Here is a 24,582-nt window from a genome sequence, read left to right as displayed (position 1 = left end):
GTTACTTTCTTGCGGTGCTCTCCCCCCTTAACAGGCTACCGACTAACTCACATAGATACCCCCCGCGAAGAGCCTGCAACCGGATCATTCATCTCTGAACGGGAAGCCAACTAACCCAAGAGCATTCCATAGTTCAGATCTGAGGCTGTTTGTTGCGAGATCATCGCTAGTGAACGGTGACCAACCATAGAACGCTGTTGCCTTCAAACGCTGAAGAACATCATGTTCATCTTCGACGATATTTCCGCGGGCGATAAATACATACTGATCAATATCATCCAAATTAGCCTTGAACTTTTCAGCAAGCGCCGGTGCTAGAATGGTATCTTTAGTTCCAAACGTGGGGGCGTCTACTTCGGACACGCGCAAGTGCCCTACGCTCGACAGATCCGCTCCGGCCACTGACATACCTCTTAGTTCCCTAGCCTGTGTGATAGAACCTCGCCGCGGATCGCTGCGCCCGAGCGTTGCGTGGTCTAGGAGAGCTCCACAAAGATCCGCGCTGAAAAAATCAGCGAAATTCAACAACGCGCCTTGGAGCCTAGCCCCTCTAAGACTAGCGTTTCTAAAGTTTGCAGCTTCGAGTCTGCACCCAGAAAGTTGAGCGCCATCGAAACACCCATTCGCGAAATTCGCCCACGAAAGATCTGACCGCCGTAGATCAAGACGGAACCGCTTGGAGTGCTCTAGAGCAACAAGTTTTGCACTTCGTCTCCCGACTACATCCAGTGCTGCTTGTATATCTGTACGTGGGGACTTGGGTTCAATCGGTTCAACAGTGGGGGACAAGTTCGCCACAGGAGAATTCTCTCGAATGTATGCAGTGAGGATTTCCATGATCCGGATATGATCTCTGGGGCTATCCTGACATATACGCTCTAGAGCATAGATTGCCCCCACCCGCACTTCAATGTTCGGGGCGGTCTCAGAGAAAACGGTCCAATCTCCGTAAGAGGCAATTGCAGCACCGTCGTCCAGCTTTAAAGGTGTAGACTGCCATTCTATCTCTGTCCTCTCTTCCTGCCAAGTTTCGATCACAATATGAAGGCCTTCAAATTCTTCGCACCCAGTCTCCGGGTGATTCAAGGAGGTTTGATCCCAATATCTTGCGCGCTCGATGCTTCTGGGTTTCATCTCGAATGTATCTGGATTGTCAACCAATTGGGTAATCGTTTCGGATTCCCCTACATATATTTTTATGGGACGTCCGATCCTATCAGCCGTTTTCTCAACCCCCAAGCCAGAAACTGCCTTATTGATTTGATCAGTGATATGACTTTGTTCGCCGATATCGGCTTGCTTCTGAGCCACTGCTGCACGCCAAACTACAAAAGGTGCACCTAGAACAGCGACTACCGCTAACCCAATATTTCGGATTGCTTCATGCTCGGACGAATTCAAAAGAACTATGCTCAGAAATTGAATAAGGGTGGCAACTCCCGCAACCACAAGTGCCATTGCCAAAAGACCCAAGCACACACCCACTATAGGGCCAAACCAAGCGGCGTTCTCAAAGCTAGGTAAACGCTCCAAGCCGATCCAATCTAGAAACCTAGATTCGACAACGCCCAGCGATTTTTTCGACCTGCAGGGAAGTTTATAGGGGTGTTTCAATTTTGGCCTCCTTAAAATCTACAGTACGCGGCGGCAATAATGGAAACGTTGGCTTCATACTAGAACTTTATCAGCTGATCGAGAACTACTGTGTATTACTACCCCTACCAATTCAAATTTTCAAACTACACGCGCAATCACAGCCAGCCGTTCCCTTTGAAATGCGTTTTCAAAAGGGAATTTCATCAAAATCAACATTAAGATCAAAGGTAAAAGGGTGCGTTCCTTCTGCTGTCGCCACATCAATAAGAAGATTACCTTTAGCTCTATATTTTTCCCTCTTCTCGGACCCTGACCATTTCGTCCAAAAAGTTTTCTTGAAAATGACCTCAGCTTGACTGAGCGCCCCCGGAGCAATCCGAGAGTTTGGCGCTGGCACAAAAAACCTCGCAACACCGTCACTTAGCTTTTCCGATACGCACTCTTTTCCATCCGATAATAAAGTCCAACTATCACTTGCAGTAATAGAGATACTGTCAATTTCCGGACTTCTAAATTTAGCCACATTCTTCAAAACTATCTTGAGTTCAAATTCTCCTTCATGCCAATACTCGGTAACATCTAGCGTTCCAGTAGAAGCCGTGATAGTGGCCGTTATCGTTTCACGCCGTTCTTTCTCCAGTTCACCCTTCATCCATTGCAAGCGAGGAAGTAATTGCTCTTTCAAGCCTCCAATCTTGCCTCCATAGACAATATGGAAGTGATGTTGTAGATCGAATGGAATATCTTCCGAGTTTTGTGTCAAAAGAGCACAAGGCTTACCTTTCGCGTGAGCATAACCGACTTCGTAGAACACATTTGGGTTTTTCCCGGTCATATCAGCAATAATAAAATCTGCATTCTCAATCTGACGATATATTCTCCCCAGCATTGTTTCAGAATAGAATTGCTCATCGACGCGCTCTGCAACGATTGAAAGCTCGGCGCACGCTTGTTTAATGCCATATCGGTATATATCATCGAAACTATCGTGAAACGGCATCAATACGAATGCGAAAGGTTTAATTTCTTCCATTTTCCTAGGCTCCCTCGAGCTACTCTCTTTCGTTACAATTATCTGAAGCGGCTTGGTTATCACCGACTGTGCATCTTGGACGTTTATTTGATGTAAGCACCCTACTTACCGTCGCGCGATGAGCGCTTACCATTTTTTGACAGACATAAGTTGCGTTACCCAGTTCCGACAATACAGATCCAGTTCGCCGAGTTTGCAACGGATGTAAGGTGATGAGTCTTGTTGGCCTTATTGCGAGCATTGGCACCACGAACAGCAGCCCCCCTTTCTGTAACAGATACAGTCACCGCGACAAGTTGAACCCCTTGCTCTAAGCCTTGTCACGACCCCGGATCACTACCTTTACGTCTGCTTCGATCAGCGCCGTTGGGGAACGTTACCTTTGCTACGTCGCGTGTGTGCCATTCAAAGCTATTGAGGCGCTATAAGCAGAGGAGCGGTTGACCCTTCCCATACGCCCATCAACTACCTTGTTGCAGTAGTCTGCTGGGTGCACAGCCCTAATTTCCTAGCGTTAGTCTCTAAACCATCAGCCCTTCAGCAGAGCTCCCGCTCGCATTCAGATCTCAACCTATCTACCATTCGAAAATTTTTCTGCTAAAAGCTTCTCAGACAAAACTCCTAAAGGACTATTTTATGAAGGTTTTTATCAGCTGGAGCGGTCCACGCAGCAAGGACATGGCGAACGCACTCAGAGACTGGCTGCCGATGGTTCTTCAGTATGTCCAGCCTTTCGTTTCCGATAAAGATATCTCAGCCGGCGACAGGTGGGCTCAGACGATCGCGTCAGAATTGGAGGCTGCCAACTTCGGGATAATTTGTATCACGCCAGAAAACTTAGCCTCCGAGTGGGTTTTGTTCGAATCCGGCGCTCTGGCGAAATCCATGCTGGATGGAAAAGTCATCCCGCTTCTATTTGGTCTTGAAATGAGCGATTTAAGTGGACCGCTGAAGCAGTTCCAAGCACAAAAAGTCGAAATGCTGGGCATAATGGAAGTTGCGAAGGCAATTAATAACGTCGCAGAAAGTAAGGCAGACGACAAGATCATTGATAGAACCGTTCCTGCTCTTTGGCCCCAACTTGAAGCTGCCTTAAGGGAGATTCCGGAAATCGCTCCCGCTGAGAAGCACAGAAGACCTCAGAACGAGATTCTTGAGGAAATTGTGACAGATGTTCGAGGTTTAAACGCTAGGCTGAGTCGTTTAGGTGAAGAGGTCGCCGAAAAAGAGAGTATTAGCCGGCCTCGCAAACGACGCGTTCACCCGAAAATGATACACGAACTTGCCATGGTATGCAGCGATACTGAAGATATGCAGGCAAGTTTGTTGGTGCTATCTGGTTTTCTACGTGATGATTTCCCATGGCTTTCCGAAGTACTGACAGAATACTATCGTGAACTTCGTGTTTCAAGCACCGAAGGGAAAATTAAAATCTTACACAGGTTACAATCAGTAGTTAGCCAAATTACGCACTTCCCAATGATGCGCGAGATCTCGTCAGCTTCGAAAGACTCGAATATGATGATCGAGGAAGTCCCTATGATATTGGAAGTCCTTATCGATAGATTGATGGATCGTATTAAAATGAAACGAGCTCCCCTTAGTTCTCGTGTTGCACGTAACACTAGCTCACGTTTCGTGGGTTTTGATGAGCGCAATGACGATCCTGATTGAAACATATGAACTTGGCACGGAATTTTCAGAAAACTACAAAATTTGTCCTTGTTGAGCTCGTGTCGTGAAACGCCCGCTGTGCAGAGAAGTACTAATACAACAAAATTGAGGTGGCGGACTATGGGAAGCATGTGTTTCTCGTGGCTGTCAGTCATGCACTAACTTTCAAATTGGACCACTCAAGTTGGGCTGATCACAGTCACTTTCGCAGTCTTCCTCAACTGGATCAAAGATGTCCCGCACCTTTGATCCAGTAGCACCACTCGTTTCATCAGTGTTGCGGGTAGGTTGGGGACCATCAACTGGTTCGAGCCCCAGCGCCCGGCCGAGATCCTCAAACATAATGCGAGCATTAACTGCACGATCACATTGCCAGACACCAGCGCGCCAAATCGCCCGCGCAACGGTGCGCAACTTTCGGCCCTCATGCACAGCGTTAAGGACTGTGTCCATCGTTGCCCCAAACATGGCTTCGCACCGGCTCTGAGCTGATTTCATCACGAGCTCTTTTGCCTTTGCTTCGCTTTCGATATTGCGCCCGATCACGTGGGGCGCACCGGGCAGGTATGACATCGCAAACCAGCCATGTTCTTTTTCGCGTTCTATCTTACCAATCACCGTACAGCCCAGAAATAGGCGCGGGCCTAACCAAACCGCCCCGCTCATTCTTCTAGCGCCGCGACAGCGTTTATGAGGTGTGCGGGGTGTTTGGCTTCTCTCGCGTCGTCTAGCACCGAAGTAAATTGGCCTATTTCTTTTGCGATCATGCAGGCACGGCGAACCTTTGAGAGTTCTGGCCCATTCTCAGCCATAGCTACGGCAAGTGCCGCCCCGATTTCTGGAAGTTCGTTGCTGGGGTCTTTGAGATTGTCGACGTTGGTTTCTGCCTCAGTATCCGCAGTGTGGGTCATGAGTTCGCCTTTTGGGTGAAATTATTGAATAAAGGTGATGTCCAACCATGGTTGGCTGGCCGGACAGCTGGCAGGGGTTGTATCAAGTTTGACGCAGGCTGCGCAAAGGAGAGGTTTCGAGCGGGTCAAGCCACCCTGCGTGCCTGAAATCCCAACCGTGTTGCAGTAAGCGCCCGGCTAGATCATCGGGCGCAATCTTGCGATAGATGTTGGCGACATCTGCGCTAGACCATCCACCCAAGTCTAGCAGCGCGCCAAAATCTCGGTTTTGGGCGTAATGCCAAGTTGCCCATGTGTGTCGAATGGTGTGTGGGGTCACTTTGTCAGGACCAGTGCTATCCAGACCGGCGGCGTCTCGTGCCCGGTTGAAGGCGGTCTTGATGGATGCGCCATCCCGCTTGCCGTTTGCGAGAATGCGCCCTGTCTCATACCTTTTACCGTGATCCGTGGTGAAGATACTGCCGATTGTTGGCAGCTCGCGGACCTGCATCATGCGAGCTGCGCGGGCAGGAAAACGAACCATGCGCGGTTGCCCGTTCTTGGTCTTGTTCAGCATGGCTTGACCCGTTGAGAGATAAAGCGTTGAGGCTTGCAAATTGAGCGTCTCGCTCACCCTCGCGCCGGTCCCGATCATGAAACCAACAATTTGCGTGAGGTGCGGCGTCATTTCCTTCGCCAGCACCTCAAATTCCTCGGGGGTGAGCCATCGCGTCTTTTGGGTTGTTACCTTTCGGCGGCGCAATTTGACCGGCGTGCAAAGGCCATCCTCTGCCGCCATAGCAAGGATAGCAGAGATTGGGGTGATGAGCTGCCGATTAACTGTTGCAGGCTGCGCTGTTGGATAGAGCCTTTCCGCCGCTGTGCTGACGGTCGCGTTGTCGATCTCACTGAGCTTGGTATTGGGTCCGAAGTGCCTGAGTATCGGGGCGAGGAATCGCGCCTCTCCCCCTGCGTTCATGTAGTTCAGCGCTGCCTCTGCAAAGGTTACGGTCGCTTTGCGCCCAAGCGATGCACGTTCGAGCAATTGGGCTTCCGTCCTGATCCTGATGTTTTCCGCCGCTTGCCGGTCGCTTGTGTGAGTGCTTGCATAAACTTTTGTTCCGGCAACGCTGCCCCTGAGGTAGTAATTGCCGGTGCCGTTCCGCTGGATGAGTTTGAGGGGCATGTCTTAATTCCTTCAAAAAATGCCGCGGCGAGGTCGTCGCGCCGGTACAGGATGCGGGTTTTTCCAGATACTTTGAGCCACGAAAGCCGCCCTGTTTTTCGGGCGTGATCTAGGCCGCTCCTGCTGGTGTGGATGCCTTGGCTTTTCAGCCACTCAAGCGCTTGCTCAGTGTTGAGGTTCTCGGCTGCTTGCAATGTGTCCAGCTTTCCCATTTCAACCTCCTGCTAAAGTGTGAGAGCCGGAAACGCGCAGGCTCAGGTTTGAAGCAGTGCCTGCGCCTGATCCGTTAACTAAGTGCAGTAAGGGTTCAGCCTCGTAGATCGCCTCGCCCACTGCGCGTACGGTGCAAATGTCAGTCATGAAATTGTGCCTCAACTTGGGTTTTTCGCATCTTTCATAATCTGTAGTCACACTATAAGGTGTGTGTCAACATTAATGGTCTTCTCAAACTGCATGTTTTTAGGGCATGTGCGGCTTGACGCGGCTGAGCGTCGGCCTTATCCGAATGATGCGAATATCATAGAAAAAGGTTGAGGGCGTAAATAAATGTTTAACTCAAGCGAGCAACAGGGGGCTCAGGGTGCCGCGCCAGATCAGCGTATTGAGAGAGAGATTTTTGGGGGCCTCGCCCCGCTCGTGGCTGAGATGAATGAAAGTGAGCTATTGGCTCTCGCTGAGCGCGCCGAGGCACATGTCGGCAGCACGCAAGTTAGCACTTCCAACAAGCATAAATAAAATACGGGCAGCGCGATACGCTGCCCGTCAATGAAATAACCTAAAAGGGCTCGGGGCGATTATTCTCGCCCCGTTTCTTTTGCAATAAATGCCTCAAGCTCGTCCTCGCTCATGCGTTCAAGTGCTTTCATCAGACGAATACGAGCTGGGGTAATCTGGCGTTCAGTGGTGATCAACGCCAGCGGAATGCCTAGAACGTCACAAACGGCTTGCATGTTGGCAAAGCTAATCATGGTTTCGCCGCGCATGTACTTGCCAAGGACATTGACGCTCAGGCCCGCTTTCAACGAGATCTCTGAGGCGCTAAGGTCGCTCAGCGCGACAGCGATTTTCATGTTTGTGCGCGCATTCTGAATTTTCCGGTCGGTTTCCGGGTTCATGGTTGGTTTCCCAATTTTCTTTTATCAGTTGCTTATCATTGGCGGTCAGACCGCATCACTGCGCCTAACACTATAAGGGGATACACGCAACAGTAAGTATGGAAATCCTCAGATTAGGTTAAATTCGTCCCTTGATTTAACCTTATAAGGTGATATGCATCTGTTTGTGTTTTAAACAGAGGACGAACAACATGAGTAAGCGAGATCGCGCCGCTCAAACGCCACACACGGATGCCTTTCGTGCGTGGTTAGGGGTGGCAATCAAAGAAACTGGCTCTGCACCTGCAACGGTTGCGCGCGCCATCGGGGCAAGTGTCAATTCGGTCGGCGCATTCCTGAATGACCCTAATCGCGACATCACACTTTCACGCGCAGCCAACCTTGAGCGCCATTTGCGCGCCAGTGCACAAACTCAGGGGAAGACCTTGCCTGCAATCCGCGAAATGATGAGTGCGGCGGGGGCACGTCATGCCTGAGATCAAGGTTCAGCTCAGTGAGCGCGAGCGCCGCGATGTCGCCACTCTGGCGCGTATCGAAACAGGCCGCACCGATGGCTTGCCGCCCGTCACGATTGAGGAAATGGCTTCTGCACTCTTGCAGGCGCATTTGATCCTCATCAGGGATTGCGGTGGCATTCTTCCCGGCAAAGCTCCGCGTATTAAGGGGCGCGGCGGCGTCACTCTATCAGGGGGTGCCAATGCTTCATCATAAGAGGGAAGCTCGCACGCATCCGCCATGTAGCCTACTGGTCTTTGCGATTAGTACCGCACTTGCCAATGCCTTTGTTGTGAGAGCGACCTGATGGCGGGCTCACTCAATAAGGTCATGCTGATCGGTAATCTTGGACGCGATCCTGAGGTGCGTAGTTTTCAGAATGGCGGCAAGGTGTGCAACCTGCGTATCGCCACTTCTGATACGTGGAAAGACCGCAACACCGGGGAGCGCCGCGAGCGCACGGAATGGCATTCCGTCGCCATATTCAATGAGGCGCTTGTGCGGCTTTGCGAGCAATACTTGCGCAAGGGTGCAAAGGTCTACATTGAAGGTCGCCTTGAAACCCGCAAATGGCAGGATCAAAGCGGGCAGGATCGCTATTCTACTGAGGTCACGTTGCGCCCCTTTGCCGGTGAGATCAAATTTCTCAGCTCGCGTGACGGTGGCTCGCGTGGAGAAACTGGCGGGTCCGGTGGCGGGTCCGGTGGCGGTTACGATGGCAGTGCAGGTACCAACTATGGCGGCGGCTTTGGTGGCGGCGCTGGCGGTAGTTCCAACAACAACATTGATGACGATGAAATCCCGTTCTGATGGGTGAAGGCCGGGCGTGATAGCTTGCGCCCGGCCTTCACCTTTTTTCTACATATTCTCCCTGAGGTTTCCCGATGGCCCGCACCCCCGATCCCCGCATTGAGCGTGCAAAAACTCGCACCATGCTTGAGGTGCTTGATAAGCTCAAAGTTTCCGGCCTCACCGCCATTGGAGATGAGCGCGTTGGCCCCTGCCCTCGCCCCGGTTGCGGTGGCAGGGATCGGTTTTCCGCCAATGTACGCAAGGGGGTTTGGCGCTGTCGCATCTGCGATCCCAAAGGCGGCGATCCTCTAGCCTTGGTACAGCTCGCGCTTGGAACTGATTTTCTAGGTGCCGTGGAGTGGCTTGAGGGTGAGCGTGGCGTTGAGATTGATCCACAAGAAGTCGAACGCCGCCGCCGAGCCAAAGAAAGAGCAGATGCGAGGACTGAGGCTCAGGCTGCTCGCTATCGCGAATTTGCGCGGCGGCAGGCAGAAAAGATCTGGCGATCTGCATTGCCATTTTCTGGCTCGCCCGCTGCTGCATATCTTGCCGGGCGTCACGTTGATCTCAGCGGCTTACCGTATTCCTTCGCCTGCTTTCGCTATTTGCCCGTGCATCCATACATCAAGAAAATCGCAGATGCGCGGCGTGAGCTGTACCGTGGCCCCGCGTTGATCGCGGCGATCCAAGGTCCAGATGGGCGCTTTTCCGGCATCCACCAAACGTGGATCAACCCGGACGTGCCCGGCAAGAAAGCTGAGATCGTTGATCCGAACACCGGCGATAATCACCCTGCAAAGATGGTGCTTGGCAGCAAAAAGGGCGGCGCAATTCGCCTCACTGGAACCGCCTGCACAAGTGTCCTGGTTATGGGTGAAGGTATTGAAACAACCGGCACCGCGCTTGTTGCGGACGCCGTTGCGGGTGCCTCCTATTGGGCTGGGATTGATCTTGGCAACATGTCGGGCAAGCAACTTGGCAGAAACTCCGGCGTTCCTGACCTTTCCGATTTGCGGGCCTTCCTGCCGCCCGCCTGCGTCGATCACCTGATTTACATCGAAGATGGTGACAGCGCCCCGAAACCGACACGCGCCAAGCTCACGGCAGGCTTGCGGCGCGCAATGAATGCCAACCCCTCCCTGCGCGCGCATATCGCGCGAGCCGGTGACGGTGTTGATCTGAATGATCTGCTCAAGGACCAAGACTAATGATGAACTATGAGCCGGTGAGCCGCGCCTTTGAGCGCGCTGATGAGATCTTTCCCGCTGATGCAGATGCAGGCCGCTCGTCCACCGATCCCCGCACCCCCAATGGCACCAGCACCCCTGATGAGGTTGATCCCGCAGAGGCTCTTGCGCAGGAATGCGCGCTTTATCCTTTAAACGACTACGGCAACGGCAGGCGCTTCACTGCATACTTTGGCGAAAACATCCTGTTTATCCCCCGCGTCGGCTGGTTTGTCTGGGATGGCCGTTGCTGGGCTCAAGATGATGATCAGCTTGAGGTGCGCCGCGTGGCTCAGAGAGTTTCAGCCAAAATCACCGCAGAGGCCGAATTTATTCGTCTTGAAGATTGGGAAGCCGCCCAAGTGGCGGAGGCAGAATTCGCAAGAGACGCCGCCGCAGAAATCAGAGGAACCCCGGCACGCCAGCGAACTGACGAACAAAAAGCTCGTCTCAAGGATTTCGATCATCAGATTGAGCGAGCCGATGAGTTGAAAAAGAAACTCACCACTATGCGCAAGGGTCACCATTCACACGCGAAATCGGCAGGTAACACCAACCCTATCAATAACATGATGCGCGAGGCACAGGTTGATGTTTACAAGCCCCTGCGCGCCCTCAATGCTAATAAGATCATGTTCAACACAGAAAATTGCGTTGTCTACTTTGAAGAGGTTGAGAAACACCCTGTCACCGGCAAGCGGGCGTACTCGCTCAAGCGACGTGATCATGCAAGAAACCTGTATCTCTCCAAGATGATGCAGACGGAATATGACCCCGAGGCGGATTGCCCTGAGTTCATGCACTTCTTGCGCACCATCCTACCCGATCCCGAAATCAGGGCCTTTATTCAGCGCTGGTTTGGCTACTCGATCACTGGTCTCACCACTGAGCAAAAGCTGGCTTTCCTGTACGGATCGGGCCGCAACGGCAAATCAACGCTCTTGGAGCTGATCGCCCGCATCATGGGTGCCTACGCGGCATCGGTTCCGATTGAGAGCCTGAGCGGCACTGAGCAACGCAAAGGTAGCGATGCAACGCCGGATTTGGTGCGTCTGCCGGGTGCGCGTTTGGTACGCGCCTCTGAGCCTGAGCGTGGCACAAAGATGCGCGAGGCGCTTATCAAGCAACTCACCGGCGGTGCGGATATTCTGGTGCGTCGCATGATGCAGGAATTTGTTGAGGTAACGCCTGAGTTTTCGTTGACCATTGATGGCAACTACAAGCCAGAGATCCGGGGCACCGACAACGGCATCTGGCGGCGCGTGCTGTTGGTGCCGTTCTTGGTATCTATCCCTGATGAGGATGTTGACCCACTCTTGCCTCAAAAGCTCTGGGATGAGCGCACGGGCATTTTCAACTGGCTCTTGGATGGCTGCAAGGCATGGCTTGAGGGCGGGCTGATGGTGCCGCAGTCGGTGTTGGACGCAACAAAGGAATATCGCGAGGAAAGCGATCCGATCCTTGAGTTCATCCAGACCTGTTGCGAGGTGACGGGCGAGCACTCAGATTTCACCCGCGCAAAGGAATTGAACGAGGCTTTCCAGTGGTGGCAGGTCAACAGCGGCTCGAGCGATGCTTGGGGTACGCGCACAATCTTCAAGCACCTCAAGGATAAGACCGAGTTTTTCAAGAATGCTGAGGGGCGCTCCTTCCGGCATGACAGGAGCAACCACACCGGTTGGCGCGGCATTCGCCTGACTGATGAGTTTAAGCGCCGCCGTGAGGATGGTGAGGCTGATGCCAAGTATAGTAACCCATCGTCATCCGATCCTTTTTAATTGTGTATAACCTTATTGTGTGATTATCTCCTGATTAGGAGGTGATTTGAAGCGAATCGGGCGCTTGACAAAAAACGGATGCGCGGGCACCCTGCCCCAGCAAGTCGAAAAAGGGCTTGCCGGGATTGGCCTCCCGCTCAACCGTAGGCGCTTGATAACCCGCGCCATCTGTCGCGGGTTTTTTATGGTCAGGCGTATGGGGGCACCTTCGGGTGCGCCGTTCCTACGGGCGGTAAGGCCAACCCTGTGCGTCTGGCCACCAGAGATTGGTCTCTCTCGTGGCTGGTATTGAAACCAACCGTAGGAGGGGCATTCATGTCTCACAAAATCCACGCTCTAAATCCGTCTGACAGTGGGGTTGACGCTGCTGAGCTTGCCGGGCTTGCGCTCGCCATGCGCATCGTCGTCACAGACTACCTTTCAGATCGCCACCTATCGAAATGCAACGCGCTGGACGCGCTTGCCTCAATTCTGCACGCGCGCACAGAGGCGCATGTGCAGGTCATCACATCGAAAGGGAAGTTCTAATGCTAGATTTGACCGTACAGGATTTTAACGGCGAGCCGCGTATGCGCGATGTCGACATTGCAGAAGCGCTTGGGTTCGAGCAATCAATGCACATTGGTGAAATGATCTCGCAGTGCGCGGACCGGCTCGTGGGATTGGGGGAAATGGTTTGTCGCGAGTTACGACAAACCTCTCTTGGAGGCAGGCCCGGCAAGGAGTACTGGCTCAACGAGCATCAAGCATTCTACCTTTGCACACAAACTGAGACGGAACGTGCAATTGAGGTGATGCAACGGATCGTAAACGTGTTTGTTGCATGGCGGCATGAGCGGCTTGGCGAGCACGCACAACCGCAGCCCTCAGATATTTTTGAGGCTACGTCTGACACCCATACACAATTGGCTCTCATAAGTGAGGCACGTTTGCTGTTTGGGCATGTGGCAGGAAGAATGATGTGGCGCTCAGTGGGTTTCCCCGATTTGCCTGTCGAGCCCACTGAACAAACGCGCGCCAGTTCAGCCGAAACGGCAACGCAAGGGGACGAAGTATTGAGTTTTCTGCATGAGCATTTTGTTTTTACTGGAAAAAACAGTGATTTCATCCGCTCCAAAACCATCTATGAGGTCTATTCTGCCTTCATGGATGGGGAACCATCGCTTGCCCCTCGTGCCCTCGCCATCCGTTTGCATGAGCTTGCAAAGGGCTACCGTTGCCCGTCCAGCGGTGCGCGCTTCTGGCCTGCGAAGAGCAACCACACGGGTTATCGTGGCCTGCGATTGATCACCTAACTGTGAAATATCAACAATAGTCGCTACACTCTTGGCAAACTTACCGGGCAATCTTGATAAGAGTGCCCGGTAACGATGGTTGTTCACAACAACGCGCTCAAAGGTCTCCTGAGGGAGACATTGCGGTCATTCGCTGTTTAGGGTTAGCGAGAGCGCGCCTTCAATTCCGCTCAGCTTGCTCAAACAACGCCATACCCCGCTTCATGGAGAGCAAAGCACAGCAAGATTCATCCCGTAGGGAACTCTGCAACAACTAGCAATCTCAATTTAACTCTCTACTCGTCAATAATCCCAACAAGGATCATACGCTTAGGCTCTTTTGCTCGATCTCTAACATAGTAGACCTGAACAAATGTCTGCGTTTTTCTCATCTCTACCACAATTCTTTCACGCAGACGCTCTTTCACGTCCGTCGGAACATTGAAGGTAATAAGGTCTCGTGACGTAGAAAGGCGCAACTTTCCCCATCCAGTTTCCTTATTGTATTGGACAATATCAACTCTGATAGCCGTAATCTGATCATCCACTTTTGAGATGATGATTTCTTCAGCCATTTCCCTATCCAAATAAAGGAAACGGTGCGACGTTCCCGGAAGAGTCTCGTCAAAAATCTCAAGCGTGTCGGCGGATCGACGGAGTGCGGTTGCCATCTCTCCAACCAGAGGAGCCGCCATAGCTAGAAGCTTTTCCTGCCGTACGTCGTCAATCTTGCTTATCTGATCTTCTCGAGCGCCCAACAGACGCTCGCGTTCAAGTTCAGCAATGCGTCTCTCTAAGTGTTTGGTGTTCTGATCATGAGCTTCAGATAAATCTCGCTGCTGTTGTTCAATGATCCTAAGCGCTTGCTGAACAGTAGCAGTATCGTTGTCGCTTACTCGCCCGAATTGCTCAGCAATTACTGTCTGAGCATTGAGAGCATCGACAACTTCACTATTGCTGGTCTTTCCAAGAACACGCTCGAAGACATAAGACATGAGTGCGCCGACTGGCGTCGTCACAAAAGTCTCAGCCGCCGCCATCGCGAACGGCACCAAAATGGATATGTCAAATGAACCATCCTTATGGGTAGCCAATAGCGCATCTTTGTTCGTCTTATCAGTAATGCGCTTATTGAAGTTACCATGATGCTGAAATTGAATCAGCTTAGTGGTCAATCTTGCAGCAGCATACTGAAATCGTGCCGCTTCGTAGAAATTTAAATGGTGCTCGGCAGAGAGAGCACCTTCAAAATGAAATCTGATTTTCTCCAAAGAAATCTCCACAAAGCAAGCACTTGAAGAAACCCTTCGACAATTCCCGGCCAATGTCAACATCATGGATGCCCGGACACCAAACTTCTCAGTGCCGTGGATCAAATAAACATGTACGGCTTGAGAAGGTGCGACTACAGTCGAAGACCGAGTTCGTTCTGGGTTTGCGGGATATACCTATTGGTCAACTCACACGAGACCGTACTGCAACGACACTTTAGGCCGCCGCAAGACTTCTTGGTGCCCACTTCGCCGATACTGCTAGATGCATCATCGCTCACATCCGGCGTGCGCCTCAACTTATACCTCAAATACTGCCTGATTTATCCAAGCCATCTAACCGCGACATAAATTTGTTCGAAACCGATATTATCTGCTCCTCACGAGCTTTCTCACCTGAAAGGAGCGAGGTGCTTAGCAAAGCTGAATACGCCGATTGGCTACCCAGTAGCCTATCATGTAGATGATTAACTTGGGTTGTCGTCTTGGAGTACAGAGAAAAGAAAATTGCCGAAATACCTTCGGTAACCAAGCCAGCTACAGCACCTAAATATGAAGCCGACAATCCTTCAATATTATTAAGCTGAAAATAAATTCCATAACCAACAGAAACACAGATGATTATAAACCCAGCAATTGCTGAAAACATACAAATCTTAAAACTCTGCTGCGCATGCAAACGCGCCTCGGCAACAAACTCATCCATATTCGCGAAGCTTATTAAGTTCATTAGCTTAAATATATCTTCACCAGATGCATTCTCCAGCTTATTAAGTAAGTCCTTTTTTTCAGTTCGCGCCTCTGCTCTTTCCTCCTTACTAATTTTTATTAGCTCAGAAGTTAAACTAACCACATCGAAAAACATAATAGCTCCTTAGAACGCGAACATAGGGTAATCTATGGATTACAGTACCGCGCACCTTGAGGAAGTCTAGTTAAATGCAAGGCGGAGCCTAATCACATGCTCGCTATGCTCCGATCCTTTCCGCTTAAGGGCCGATGTTAAGCTCGCTTGCTGAGAAGTCTGCACCTCTCTTTTCTGGTGTGGCATTGAATTGTTGCAAAGCGGATTGATCCATTTACTTTAGTGTTCCTTCGATCTGCTCGAAGCCAACCATGAAGCTGCGCGCCGTATGGTCGGCTGTGGTTCTCGCTTGCATTCACAGTGTGGCGTGTGATCTCGCTATCTAATTGTTGAGCGCAATGTTCAACTCTCTCATCCATAGAACCCCAAACAATCGCGCCGCTGCACTCGTTCTGCCGCCGTGCTTTTTTCTTTGCTCTCCCTGCACCCCTCCGCCTCCTGCACCGACGAAAATCACATGGCTCAGGACGGCGGGCTAAGTGTAGAGGCATGGTCAGGCATTCGGGATATGAGGCGCAGATTTGCGGAGCGCTGGTGCGCAGCGTGCAGATAGTTGGGAATGTGTCACCTATTTTGGAATTGTGTTGGTATTAAGAAAAATCGGGAAACAGGGTTATTAGCAAGTAAAATCAACACGATAACCCTTGAGACGGGAACAAGGTACTGAAATGATCAAGGTTGCGCTCTTTCGCATATACAATGCGTGAATGCACATTCCTTGGTTGCCTTGTGTGTATACGGGAATACTAGTTCCATATTACCAAATTAGAGAAATACGGATAATAATTACACATTAACAACAACTTAGCCTTGGGATTAGCAAAAAATGTTAGTCCGACCCTAATCTAACACTCCCATGATAAAATCTTATTGGGCTCATTTAACCCTTTAAGGTGACGTTTATGGTGTATATAGTCAGGGTGAGCACCCTAATGGGTGCAAATACAGCAACAGGCGGAGGCCGATCTACCATGACACAAGCGGCAGCACGCGCACGAGCAGAGCGCATCAATATGCAGATCATTTCCACGCTCGCGGATCGCCGCGCACGGATAGGAATTGGTGGGGGTGATCGCGGGTGCGCAGGTCCAGCGCGCCAAGCTATGCAACTGGTTCAGGTGGTGGATACTGGCGCGAGCGCCATTGAGGATGGCTCGCACGGTGCAAAGGTTGTTGCAAGTGTGCCTGTCATTGTGACAGCACCGGGACTTTTGACCGCACGTCGCCGCCTTCCTGCCGTTCTTGGGCGCATGGATGAACGTGACGCGCGCCGGGTGGCAGCAGATCGGTATGCTCTCGCTGTTGAAAAGATCGGGTCGGTTGCAGGTGCCTCAGTGGAGGGCATCAAAGCCGATGGTGGCGCAGCAACTAATGATGGCGGAGCAACAACTCGCATTCTCCACGCGGGCACCATCAAGGCGGTTGAGCACACGCTTGAGCGCGGCGCAGTCGTGTTGGCTCCAAGCGCACGCGGTGGCGCTGGTCGACGCGCGATCACGGCGCGCGAGTTGATTGACGCACTTTGCCTCAATAACAGCGATATGAAATCAATCCTGTTGGCTGCGGGGTGGTCAGGGCATCGACGCGACGTTGCTCGCCTCAGTTGCGCGGCGGAAGACCAGCTTGAGGAAATGGCCCGCGCCTTAGGTTTGGTGGCGCGAACTGCGCCCCACCCTGCCCCTTCGCTTCACTGATTTAGTATAGCGCAACACGAAATCCGCGCGTTTCACTTGGTACGTCGCTCGGGAAAGTTTGACAAAACACGGAACCTAACCTTATAAGGTTCACCACTTGATTAGAGGTATGCCTCAGAGCCGCTCGCGCTTCCAAACGGATCGCGGGCGGTTTTGCTTTGGCCCCGGTGCTGTTCGCTGTGGTATGGCTCGCGCCTTTTCTCAAGCCGATGTCGGGGTGCGTTGCACCGCTCAGGCCAGCGTGACCGGAAAAGGCTCAAATCTGATGTTGCAAATGTCCGTTGATACACGCGCGATTGAGCGGCGGCTGAATGGTCTTGCGAAGACGCAACTACCATTCGCAACTGCCCTCGGCATCAATGATGTGGCCGGTCAGATCGTAGAGGCGGAGGGCTCTGCACTTGAGCGCGATCTTGACCGGCCAGCCCCATTCACAAAGCGCGGCCTAGCCGTGCACCGCGCGTCTAAGCGAAAGCTTGTTGCCGTAGTTGGTTTCAAACCGGTGCAGGCGGATTACCTCGCATTGCAAGCCACAGGCGGGAAGCGACGGGCAAAGCGCCGCGCTGTTGTCGTTCCCGTCAATCAACGCCTCAACAAGTATGGCAACATGCCCAAGGGCGCATTGGCGCGCAGCCTTGCTAAGCCGAATGTTTTCTCCGGCACGGTCAATGGGGTGTCTGGTATCTGGCAACGCCCCAAGCGTGGAAAGCGCAGAACAAAAGCGAGGGGTGCGCAGTCTGGCGCTGTCGGAACTGTCGGCGCTCGCAAGGGCCTCAAGCTGTTGGTCGCATATAAAAGCGCGGTGACTTACACACCGCGCCTCAAGTTTGTGCCTCGCGCTCATCGGCAGGCGAGCGCGACCATTGCCCCGGCCATCGCAAGGCGGCTGCGGCAAGCTGTGAAAACCGCCCGGTGATCGCGCCTGAAATAGATATTGGGGTCCTTCCCGGACCTGTATCACATGCGGGTAATTCGCGCCGCATGTGATTGTTGTGTTTGAATTTCTCAAGAGGTGCAGATTGGCGTTGATGTTGTTGTTGCGCTGGTGGTCTCGCCATCCCGGCGGGCACCGATCCAGATGGGCTTGACGGAAGCGGAGTGCGACGCGCTTCGCCGCTGGGCCATGAAATCGAAAACAGAATAGCTTTCGCGCATAGCGCATTTTTGGGCCGGGTTGTCTCGGCACCGGGTCGGGATTGGCGATGTGCCACCCGGCCCATTTGATCTTAGAGAGGCTGAGCCATGTCCGATACTGTCGGCGGCGATGAGCCGCTATTGAACCGTGCGCAGATCGCGCAGATTTTCAACGTCTCTGAAAACACGATTGATAAATGGCGGGGCAAAGGGATGCCGGTTGAGGTCGAGGGTGGCAATGGTGTCGCCTACGGCTTCCTGTTCTCCGCCTGCAAAGAATGGTTTGACGAAAGCCAAGCCCGCGCCGCTGCCGAAAAACGAGCGGCTGATGACTTTGTCGCGCAACAGCGCATGGCCTTTCTAGGTATCGACAAAAAAGATCAAAAGGCTGGATTGAGCCCCGCGCAGATGCGCGAGCTGGCGCAGGCTGAGCTTGTTTGGATGCAAGCCGCTGAACGTCGGCGCTCTCTGGTCCAAGTTGATGAAATGGTTGAGTTGCTTGATCTCGTTTTTGGCGAGGTCCGCGCCGGGCTAGACGGTTTGCCGGATTGGCTTGAGAGGGAATTTTCGTTGAGCGGTGAGGATGTCGAGCGCGTCGTCGCCTACAATGACGGGATATTGCGGGCGATAAAGATCGCGATTGAGGCGGCGGCGCTTAGAGAGCGGCCTGAGGTCGTTGATCCACTGGATCGGGGATTGATCTGATGGTGACTTTGCCAAATCGACGCGCCGGTGAAATTCCTGAACTGCCGCCGATGCCGCCCTATTCGAGCGCCCCCGCAGTACTTGAACAAGCCCTGCCAAGCTTGAGCCCGGCAACTCGAATGGGCGTAGTTGATGCGGCTGAGGCTCATATGAAAGTCAACGCCAACGGTCGTTGGGCGGATTTTGACCGGGGCGTGACGCCTTACATGGTTGAGCCCGCCGATATGACGACCTCTCGGCGCTACCGTGAGGTGATTTTTGCAGGGCCTGCCCGTGCGGGCAAAACTGTGATGCTCTTGTCTACCGTGAGCCATCTGGTGATTTGCGATCCGGGTGTTTGCCAGATCGTCCACATGACTGAGGCCACGGCTGAGGCATGGGTTGATGAGGAATTGATGCCTATGATCGAAAACAGCCCTGAGCTTGCCAAACGGCAAGGCCGGGGCCGATCTGATCGCAACATCCTCAGCAAGAAATTCATTGGCGGGGCCAAGATTTCCATTGGTGCGCCAACCAAGGCGTTTCTGAGCGGGAAAACAACGCGCACGGTTCTCCTGACCGATCTGGACCGGATGCCGCTCAATATCGGCAAGGAAGGCTCGCCTTTTGCGATGGGGGCCAAGCGTACCGAAACGCTCGGCTCGCGCGGTATGACAGTGGCAGAGGCATCCCCCGGTCATGTTGTGACCGATCCCGAATGGAAGCCACAAACGCCACATGAGGCCCCGCCTGTCGCCGGTGGAATTTTGGAGCTTTACAACGGCGGTACGCGGGGGCGTTGGTATTGGGATTGCCCAACCTGCGGCGAGGCATTCGAGCCTCGCTTTGATCGCTTGCACTATGACAAAAAACTGAGCCCGGCTGAGGCGGGTGCCTCAGCGGTGATGGTTTGCCCGCATCATGGGTGCGTGATTGAGCATAGCCAAAAGGTTTCCCTCAATCGGTCGGGGTATTGGCTACATGAAACCGCTGATGGTGGCCTAGCTCGCATTGATAGCGGCGAGGTGCTGAAATCGGATCGGGTGAGCTATTGGCTCAACGGTGCGGCGGCGGCATTTGCGTCTTGGGCGCGTCTGGTAAGTAAGTTTGAAACTGCCCTGCGGGCTTTCAATGCCGGTGGCGATGAGGGGCTACTGCAAGTAACCATCAACACGGATCAGGGCTTGCCCTATCTACCGCGTGCAATGCGCGATGAGGCAGCGCTGACGGTCGAGGACTTGCGGGCAATCTGCAAACCCTACGCCCAAGGCGTTGCGCCCGAATGGGCGAGGTTCATCATCGCCTCTGTCGATGTGCAAGCGCATTATTTTGAGGTCCAAATCACGGCGTTTGGCCTTGATGGGCGGAGGGCGATCATTGACCGTTTCCCGGTCAAGGACGTGCCAGAGGGTGCGCCGGGGCAAGAGGATCGCTTGCTCGAGCCGCACACGTATCTCGAGGATTGGGATGCTCTGCTACCGGTGATGCAGGCGGTCTATCCGGTTGAGGGTGCCGCCTATGGTTTGCGGCCAATGGCGCTTGCTTGTGACTTTCACGGCAAGCCCGGCGTGTCAGATCGCGCAACCGCATTTTGGCAGGCGCGCAGAAAGGCAGGCGAGGCGTCCAAGTGGTTCATGGTGCGCGGTCACGGTGGTTTCAAAGTCGAGGGTCGGCAATGGTATCGCGCACCCAATCGGGCCAGCGATGGCGGTAAGGTCCGCGATATCAAGCTTTTGAACATCGCAACCGACAAGCACAAAGACACGACATTTGCCGCGCTTGGGCGCGTGGATGGTGGGCCGGGGGCGCTGATCCTCGGTGATTGGTTGCCCGATGCTCGGCTCAAAGAGTTCACCGCCGAAACGCGCACTGACAAGGGCTGGAAAAAGCGCGCCAACATGCCCCGAAACGAGAGCATTGACTTGAGCGGGTACGCGCAAGCGCTGGCTGAGCATAAGGGGGTTCTGAAACTGGACCCCACCAATCCGAAACCTTGGGCCTTAGGTGGCCTGTCAAACCCCAATGCGGTTGAGCTGGATGCTGTGGGCGAGGCCCCGCCTGCGCCGCCTGCCGCAGCCACACGGGCGCGCAAGCCCGTTCGGCGCATGTCCTATTTGGAGTGATCGCAATGGCATACACACCGCAAGACCTAGCCAATATCAATCAGATGATCAGCGGCGGGCTCAAGCAAGCGATGATCGCGGGTGAAATGGTTCAATATCGTGATCTCAATGAGCTGCTGAGAATTAGGCGGCTCATTGAGGCCGAATTGAAGCCCGCGCAGGCGCGGGTTTCCTTCCCGGTGCGCTACGCTGAAACTGATCGCGGGGTGTGATCTGATGATGCACTTTTCCAACGCCTCGCTCTTGGATCGGGCCATTTTGGCCGTTTCTCCGGTGCGCGGTCTTACCCGTATTCAGGCAAAGGCGCGTGCGTCTATCCTGATGAATTACGACGCGGGCGGCATGGGTCGCCGCGTCAAGGGTATGAAGGCCCCGGCGACGGATGCGGATGCTGCCTCGCTTGGCTCTCGCCGGTTGCTGCGGCAACGCTCGCGCGATCTGATCCGCAACGCCCCGTTTGCCAAGCGTGCGCAATCGGTCGTCACAAACAACGTGGTTGGGGCAGGTATTGCGCCCTCAATCACGGGCAGCAACAAAACGGCGGCGGATGCTGCGGCCAAGGTGATCCTGCCATTTCTGGAATCAACAGAAATTGACGCGCACCGGGCCATGAATTTCGCCACCATGCAAAGCGTGGTTTGCAACTCGGTGTTTGAAAGCGGCGAGGTCTTAGCGATCCGCCGCACGGTGTCCGACGCAAACGCAACATTGCCGCTACGTGTGGAGATCCTTGAGATTGATCATCTTGATAGCACGGTGCAATCGCATGGTGACAATGAGGTGATTGATGGCATCGAGTACGACGCTGAGACCGGCGTTGTGGTGGGGTATTGGATTTTCCAACAACACCCCGGATCAGCAACCCGCAAACGCACGCTGAAAAGTTCGCGGGTGCCTGCCTCGGATGTTCTGCACATCAGGCGCATTGATCGCCCCGGCCAAATGCGCGGCGTGCCGTGGCTTGCTCCGGTGATGGTGACGTTGGCGGAAATGCGCGACTATCAAGAGGCGCAAATCCTAAAACAGAAGATTAGCGCGCTCTTGGCTGGTGTTGTCGAAAGCGGCCCGGATGGTCCGCCTGTTGACGAAAACGGCCAAAGGGCGAGCGGCTTGGATAAGCTCGCACCGGGGGCTTTCGTCTATACTGATGAGGGCCAAAAAGTCACTTTCACAACACCGCCACGGGTCGATGACTACAACGTAGTTATGCGCCTCGGTCTTTGGGCTGTTGCGATGGGGATCGGCATCACGGGCGAAAGCCTGAGCGGGGATCTCAGCAACGTCAATTTTTCGTCCATGCGGGCCGGTCGGCTGGAAATGGATAAGAATGTCGAGACGTGGCAAGAGCAAATTCTGATCGCGCAATTCTGCGCTGGCGTTGGGCGTTGGGCGCTGGATGCTTACCGCCTCAAAGCCACCCGGCGCGTTGCGCCGCTAGGCATGGCTTGGACCGCGCAGCGCCGCGCCTTGATTGATCCAACCAAGGAAATTCCGGCCATCATCAAAAAAGTTGAGGCGGGCCTTTCGAGCCTCTCGCGTGAGCAGCGCGCGATGGGTTTGGACCCTGACACGATTGCGCGTGAGCGTGTCGAGGATGCCGCCAGACCTAAACCCGCCCCGGATGAGCCGGGCGTGGGAAATGAAACCCAACAAGGGAACAGCTCATGAGCGAATTGTTTCAAAGTGGCGTGATCCGGCTTTTCGGTACCATCGTCAAAGATGAATATATTTGGCCCGCTGACACGGGCCTTTTTTCTGCGCGGATGGTCATAGAAGCCCTTGAGGAAAATCAAGGTGATGTGACCGTTTTGGTCAACTCTGATGGCGGGATGCCAAGCGAGGGTGAGGCAATCCGCGCAGCATTCGACGCTCATCCCGGCAATGTAACGGTCAAGGTGACGGGTAACGCGCATTCAGCCGCTTCGCTCATGATCATGTCGGCTGATCATATCGAAATGTCAGCGGGATCGCTGATGCTTATTCATGATCCCTCAACTGGCGCATACGGAAATCCGGCAGATCTCGCGGCGCAAGCCGAAGAACTGGACGTGATGGCAGGGGCCTATGCAGGGGTTTATGCCGCGCGCGCCGGGATCACCCCTGATGAGGCGCGTGCGCTTATGCGCGCAGAAACCATGCTCACCGCCTATTCGGCAGTCGAGAAGGGTTTCGCTGATGCTGTGGCCACTGCGTCTGACAGCGATGACACAACCCCTACCATGAACCATGCCGCCGCCATCGTTGCCGCTAGCGCAGCCATGAGCCGCGCTCGCGAGGTTCAGATGAGATTTGAGGCCGCTGAGGCGGGCCTTGAGGATGGCGCAAGCCAACAAACGGGCCAAGAGGCCGATGACAAAAAGGGAATTTCCATGTCGAAACAGAACACCCCCGCGCCCGCCGATGTGCCAGCACCCGCCCCGGTTGCTGAGCTGGTTATGAGTGCCGCCGATGCGGTCGCTGCTGATCGCGTTCGCATCAAGGGCATTCGTGAAGCGGCTGCGCCGTTCATGGCCCATGTCGGCCAAGCTGAAGTTGATCGCATGTGCGATGATGGTACATCGCTGGATGAGGCGAACCGGGTGATCATGGCCGCTGCTGCTGCCGGTCAGCCCCGTGTGCAGCGCACACGGATCGTGACAGATGAGCGCGAAACCAAGCGCATCGGTATGACCGAGGCAGCAGTTGCTCAGATGCTTGGCCGCGATCCGGTCGATGAGCGTGCGCACGCATTCATGGAAATGGATTTCGTTGAAATGGCCGCTGATCTCACCGGGGCATCACGCCCGCGCTCGGTCGGTGCAAAGGCTGACGTTCTGATGAGCGCCGGGCACAGCACATCTGATTTTCCGCTGATCCTGTCCACGGCGTTCAACACCGTGATTGAGAGCGCCTATGATCTGGCAGAGCCGACCTTTGGGGCGTTCTCGCGTGAAATGACGTTCAACGATTTCCGTGAGCACAGCATTGTTCGCCCCGATAACTTTCCGACGCTGAAAAAGGTCGGGGAACATGGCGAAATCAAATTCGGCACATTTGGTGAAAATAAAGAAACCATCGCCCTGGCATCCTACGGCACCGGCATTTCCGTCAGTCGTCAACTGATGGTCAATGACGCCATGGGGGCCATTGCTGAGGTTCTTCTGAATGCTGCCTCTATCGTGCCGGAGTTCGAAGAAGAAACCTTTTGGGCGATGCTGCTGAGCAATCCCAAGCTTTCCGATGGCAAGGGTGTTTTCCATGCGGATCATGGCAACGTGGGCGGGGCTGGCAACATCACAACCGCAACAGTTGGCGAGGGTCGCAAGGCCATGCGTTCTCACAAGTTGTCTGACAAGCGCAACTTGAAACAGAACGCACCGGCGTTCCTCATCGTTGGTCCAGAACGTGAAACCGAGGCTGAGCAGTTCCTTGCGCCACTGTTGGCGGCAGAGCAAACCAACGTCAATCCGTTGGCCCGCAAGCTTCGCCTTGTGGTGTCCGAAGAGATCGAAGACAGCAAGTGGTTCCTCTCTGTCGATCCTGCGAAAAAAACGCACTCCTTCAAGCATGGCTATCTTGACGGAGCGCGCGCGCCTCGCGTTCGGGTCGATGACCCGTTTGGTTCGCAGGGCACCCGCATGACCATCGAGCATGACTTTGCCTGTGGCGCGGTCGGCTACATGGGCGTGTACCAGCGCGGTTAAGTACGGCCACATCTCACCTTTAGCGACGAAAGGCACCCAATGGGTGCCTTTTTTCTGAGCGTTCACCTT

Annotated in this window: 23 protein-coding genes; 15 read left to right on the top strand and 8 right to left on the bottom strand. The window is 53.8% G+C overall.

What is annotated here, in order from left to right; translation table 11 throughout:
• Positions 1-84: 84 nt before the first annotated feature.
• On the bottom strand, positions 85-1,614 hold the full coding sequence (locus tag K529_RS19435; RefSeq protein ID WP_005612452.1) for a pentapeptide repeat-containing protein: 1,530 nt from the start codon (positions 1,612-1,614) through the stop codon (positions 85-87).
• 169 nt (positions 1,615-1,783) lie between these two features.
• The gene (locus tag K529_RS19430; protein WP_005612450.1) at positions 1,784-2,629 is read right to left on the bottom strand and encodes a TIR domain-containing protein; all 846 of its coding nucleotides are present in this window, start codon (positions 2,627-2,629) and stop codon (positions 1,784-1,786) included.
• A 636-nt stretch (positions 2,630-3,265) separates the two neighbouring features.
• Between K529_RS19430 and K529_RS19425 the strand changes: the two genes are divergently transcribed.
• The gene (locus K529_RS19425) at positions 3,266-4,303 is read left to right on the top strand and encodes a toll/interleukin-1 receptor domain-containing protein (protein ID WP_005612448.1); all 1,038 of its coding nucleotides are present in this window, start codon (positions 3,266-3,268) and stop codon (positions 4,301-4,303) included.
• 165 nt (positions 4,304-4,468) lie between these two features.
• Here the strand turns inward: K529_RS19425 and K529_RS19420 are convergent, their stop codons facing one another.
• From K529_RS19420 to K529_RS19400, 4 genes are all read right to left on the bottom strand, one after another.
• Complete coding sequence (locus K529_RS19420) at positions 4,469-4,969, bottom strand: hypothetical protein (protein ID WP_005612446.1); 501 nt, start codon at positions 4,967-4,969, stop codon at positions 4,469-4,471.
• Complete coding sequence (locus tag K529_RS19415) at positions 4,966-5,214, bottom strand: hypothetical protein (RefSeq protein ID WP_005612443.1); 249 nt, start codon at positions 5,212-5,214, stop codon at positions 4,966-4,968. Before K529_RS19415 ends, K529_RS19420 begins: the two co-directional genes overlap by 4 nt.
• A gap of 82 nt (positions 5,215-5,296) precedes the next feature.
• Complete coding sequence (locus tag K529_RS19410; protein WP_005612441.1) at positions 5,297-6,379, bottom strand: tyrosine-type recombinase/integrase; 1,083 nt, start codon at positions 6,377-6,379, stop codon at positions 5,297-5,299.
• Positions 6,380-7,173: 794 nt separating this feature from the next.
• Complete coding sequence (locus tag K529_RS19400; protein ID WP_005612435.1) at positions 7,174-7,494, bottom strand: helix-turn-helix domain-containing protein; 321 nt, start codon at positions 7,492-7,494, stop codon at positions 7,174-7,176.
• A gap of 191 nt (positions 7,495-7,685) precedes the next feature.
• Here K529_RS19400 and K529_RS19395 point away from each other — a divergent pair, with 191 nt between their 5' ends.
• From K529_RS19395 to K529_RS19365, 7 genes are all read left to right on the top strand, one after another.
• Entirely contained in the window at positions 7,686-7,970 is a 285-nt protein-coding gene (locus K529_RS19395; protein WP_005612432.1) for a hypothetical protein, read from the top strand.
• Positions 7,963-8,205 carry a hypothetical protein gene (locus K529_RS19390; protein ID WP_005612428.1) on the top strand — a complete coding sequence of 81 codons (243 nt, stop codon included), beginning with the start codon at positions 7,963-7,965 and terminating at the stop codon, positions 8,203-8,205. The genes K529_RS19395 and K529_RS19390 overlap by 8 nt, the downstream gene beginning before the upstream one ends.
• A 90-nt stretch (positions 8,206-8,295) precedes the next feature.
• The gene (ssb, locus tag K529_RS19385; protein WP_005612425.1) at positions 8,296-8,799 is read left to right on the top strand and encodes a single-stranded DNA-binding protein; all 504 of its coding nucleotides are present in this window, start codon (positions 8,296-8,298) and stop codon (positions 8,797-8,799) included.
• Between the two features lie 74 nt (positions 8,800-8,873).
• A complete protein-coding gene (locus K529_RS19380) occupies positions 8,874-9,989 on the top strand; it encodes a DUF7146 domain-containing protein (protein ID WP_005612422.1) in 1,116 nt (371 codons plus the stop codon).
• A complete protein-coding gene (locus K529_RS19375) occupies positions 9,989-11,785 on the top strand; it encodes a DNA primase family protein (RefSeq protein ID WP_005612419.1) in 1,797 nt (598 codons plus the stop codon). The genes K529_RS19380 and K529_RS19375 overlap by 1 nt, the downstream gene beginning before the upstream one ends.
• 315 nt (positions 11,786-12,100) lie before the next feature.
• Positions 12,101-12,313: a hypothetical protein gene (locus K529_RS19370; RefSeq protein ID WP_005612416.1), complete on the top strand. Its 213-nt coding sequence runs from the start codon at positions 12,101-12,103 to the stop codon at positions 12,311-12,313.
• Entirely contained in the window at positions 12,313-13,080 is a 768-nt protein-coding gene (locus tag K529_RS19365) for a hypothetical protein (RefSeq protein ID WP_005612413.1), read from the top strand. The genes K529_RS19370 and K529_RS19365 overlap by 1 nt, the downstream gene beginning before the upstream one ends.
• Positions 13,081-13,355: 275 nt before the next feature.
• Here K529_RS19365 and K529_RS19360 read toward each other — a convergent pair whose 3' ends face one another.
• A complete protein-coding gene (locus tag K529_RS19360) occupies positions 13,356-14,330 on the bottom strand; it encodes a hypothetical protein (protein WP_052032000.1) in 975 nt (324 codons plus the stop codon).
• A gap of 307 nt (positions 14,331-14,637) precedes the next feature.
• On the bottom strand, positions 14,638-15,195 hold the full coding sequence (locus K529_RS19355; RefSeq protein WP_005612409.1) for a TRADD-N-associated membrane domain-containing protein: 558 nt from the start codon (positions 15,193-15,195) through the stop codon (positions 14,638-14,640).
• 971 nt (positions 15,196-16,166) lie between these two features.
• On the opposite strand from K529_RS19355, the gene K529_RS19350 reads away from it, so the two are divergent.
• The 7 genes from K529_RS19350 (at position 16,167) to K529_RS19320 (ending at position 24,513) form a co-directional block, all read left to right on the top strand.
• Positions 16,167-16,889: a hypothetical protein gene (locus tag K529_RS19350; protein ID WP_005612407.1), complete on the top strand. Its 723-nt coding sequence runs from the start codon at positions 16,167-16,169 to the stop codon at positions 16,887-16,889.
• Between the two features lie 274 nt (positions 16,890-17,163).
• Positions 17,164-17,805: a hypothetical protein gene (locus K529_RS19345; protein ID WP_131664995.1), complete on the top strand. Its 642-nt coding sequence runs from the start codon at positions 17,164-17,166 to the stop codon at positions 17,803-17,805.
• A gap of 326 nt (positions 17,806-18,131) precedes the next feature.
• Complete coding sequence (locus K529_RS19340) at positions 18,132-18,728, top strand: terminase small subunit (RefSeq protein ID WP_005612404.1); 597 nt, start codon at positions 18,132-18,134, stop codon at positions 18,726-18,728.
• Positions 18,728-20,830 carry a phage terminase large subunit family protein gene (locus tag K529_RS19335; RefSeq protein ID WP_005612403.1) on the top strand — a complete coding sequence of 701 codons (2,103 nt, stop codon included), beginning with the start codon at positions 18,728-18,730 and terminating at the stop codon, positions 20,828-20,830. The genes K529_RS19340 and K529_RS19335 overlap by 1 nt, the downstream gene beginning before the upstream one ends.
• A gap of 5 nt (positions 20,831-20,835) precedes the next feature.
• The gene (locus tag K529_RS19330; RefSeq protein ID WP_046002529.1) at positions 20,836-21,042 is read left to right on the top strand and encodes a phage head-tail joining protein; all 207 of its coding nucleotides are present in this window, start codon (positions 20,836-20,838) and stop codon (positions 21,040-21,042) included.
• 4 nt (positions 21,043-21,046) lie between these two features.
• Entirely contained in the window at positions 21,047-22,498 is a 1,452-nt protein-coding gene (locus K529_RS19325; protein WP_052699541.1) for a phage portal protein, read from the top strand.
• Entirely contained in the window at positions 22,495-24,513 is a 2,019-nt protein-coding gene (locus tag K529_RS19320; protein WP_005635108.1) for a head maturation protease, ClpP-related, read from the top strand. Before K529_RS19325 ends, K529_RS19320 begins: the two co-directional genes overlap by 4 nt.
• Positions 24,514-24,582 lie beyond the last annotated feature (69 nt).

The organism is Tritonibacter mobilis F1926, from assembly GCF_000376545.2.
Lineage (GTDB): Bacteria > Pseudomonadota > Alphaproteobacteria > Rhodobacterales > Rhodobacteraceae > Epibacterium > Epibacterium mobile.
This window is presented reverse-complemented; position numbering and strand designations above follow the sequence as displayed.

Coding starts and splice junctions, on each gene's coding strand:
- K529_RS19415 (WP_005612443.1), bottom strand. CDS start 5,214: ATGACCCACACTGCGGATACTGAGGCAGAAACCAACGTCGACAATCTC.
- ssb (WP_005612425.1), top strand. CDS start 8,296: ATGGCGGGCTCACTCAATAAGGTCATGCTGATCGGTAATCTTGGACGC.
- K529_RS19370 (WP_005612416.1), top strand. CDS start 12,101: ATGTCTCACAAAATCCACGCTCTAAATCCGTCTGACAGTGGGGTTGAC.
- K529_RS19335 (WP_005612403.1), top strand. CDS start 18,728: ATGGTGACTTTGCCAAATCGACGCGCCGGTGAAATTCCTGAACTGCCG.
- K529_RS19430 (WP_005612450.1), bottom strand. CDS start 2,629: ATGGAAGAAATTAAACCTTTCGCATTCGTATTGATGCCGTTTCACGAT.
- K529_RS19325 (WP_052699541.1), top strand. CDS start 21,047: ATGATGCACTTTTCCAACGCCTCGCTCTTGGATCGGGCCATTTTGGCC.
- K529_RS19320 (WP_005635108.1), top strand. CDS start 22,495: ATGAGCGAATTGTTTCAAAGTGGCGTGATCCGGCTTTTCGGTACCATC.
- K529_RS19420 (WP_005612446.1), bottom strand. CDS start 4,969: ATGAGCGGGGCGGTTTGGTTAGGCCCGCGCCTATTTCTGGGCTGTACG.
- K529_RS19395 (WP_005612432.1), top strand. CDS start 7,686: ATGAGTAAGCGAGATCGCGCCGCTCAAACGCCACACACGGATGCCTTT.
- K529_RS19425 (WP_005612448.1), top strand. CDS start 3,266: ATGAAGGTTTTTATCAGCTGGAGCGGTCCACGCAGCAAGGACATGGCG.
- K529_RS19330 (WP_046002529.1), top strand. CDS start 20,836: ATGGCATACACACCGCAAGACCTAGCCAATATCAATCAGATGATCAGC.
- K529_RS19410 (WP_005612441.1), bottom strand. CDS start 6,379: ATGCCCCTCAAACTCATCCAGCGGAACGGCACCGGCAATTACTACCTC.
- K529_RS19350 (WP_005612407.1), top strand. CDS start 16,167: ATGACACAAGCGGCAGCACGCGCACGAGCAGAGCGCATCAATATGCAG.
- K529_RS19380 (WP_005612422.1), top strand. CDS start 8,874: ATGGCCCGCACCCCCGATCCCCGCATTGAGCGTGCAAAAACTCGCACC.
- K529_RS19400 (WP_005612435.1), bottom strand. CDS start 7,494: ATGAACCCGGAAACCGACCGGAAAATTCAGAATGCGCGCACAAACATG.
- K529_RS19375 (WP_005612419.1), top strand. CDS start 9,989: ATGATGAACTATGAGCCGGTGAGCCGCGCCTTTGAGCGCGCTGATGAG.
- K529_RS19345 (WP_131664995.1), top strand. CDS start 17,164: ATGTCCGTTGATACACGCGCGATTGAGCGGCGGCTGAATGGTCTTGCG.
- K529_RS19390 (WP_005612428.1), top strand. CDS start 7,963: ATGCCTGAGATCAAGGTTCAGCTCAGTGAGCGCGAGCGCCGCGATGTC.
- K529_RS19365 (WP_005612413.1), top strand. CDS start 12,313: ATGCTAGATTTGACCGTACAGGATTTTAACGGCGAGCCGCGTATGCGC.
- K529_RS19355 (WP_005612409.1), bottom strand. CDS start 15,195: ATGTTTTTCGATGTGGTTAGTTTAACTTCTGAGCTAATAAAAATTAGT.
- K529_RS19340 (WP_005612404.1), top strand. CDS start 18,132: ATGTCCGATACTGTCGGCGGCGATGAGCCGCTATTGAACCGTGCGCAG.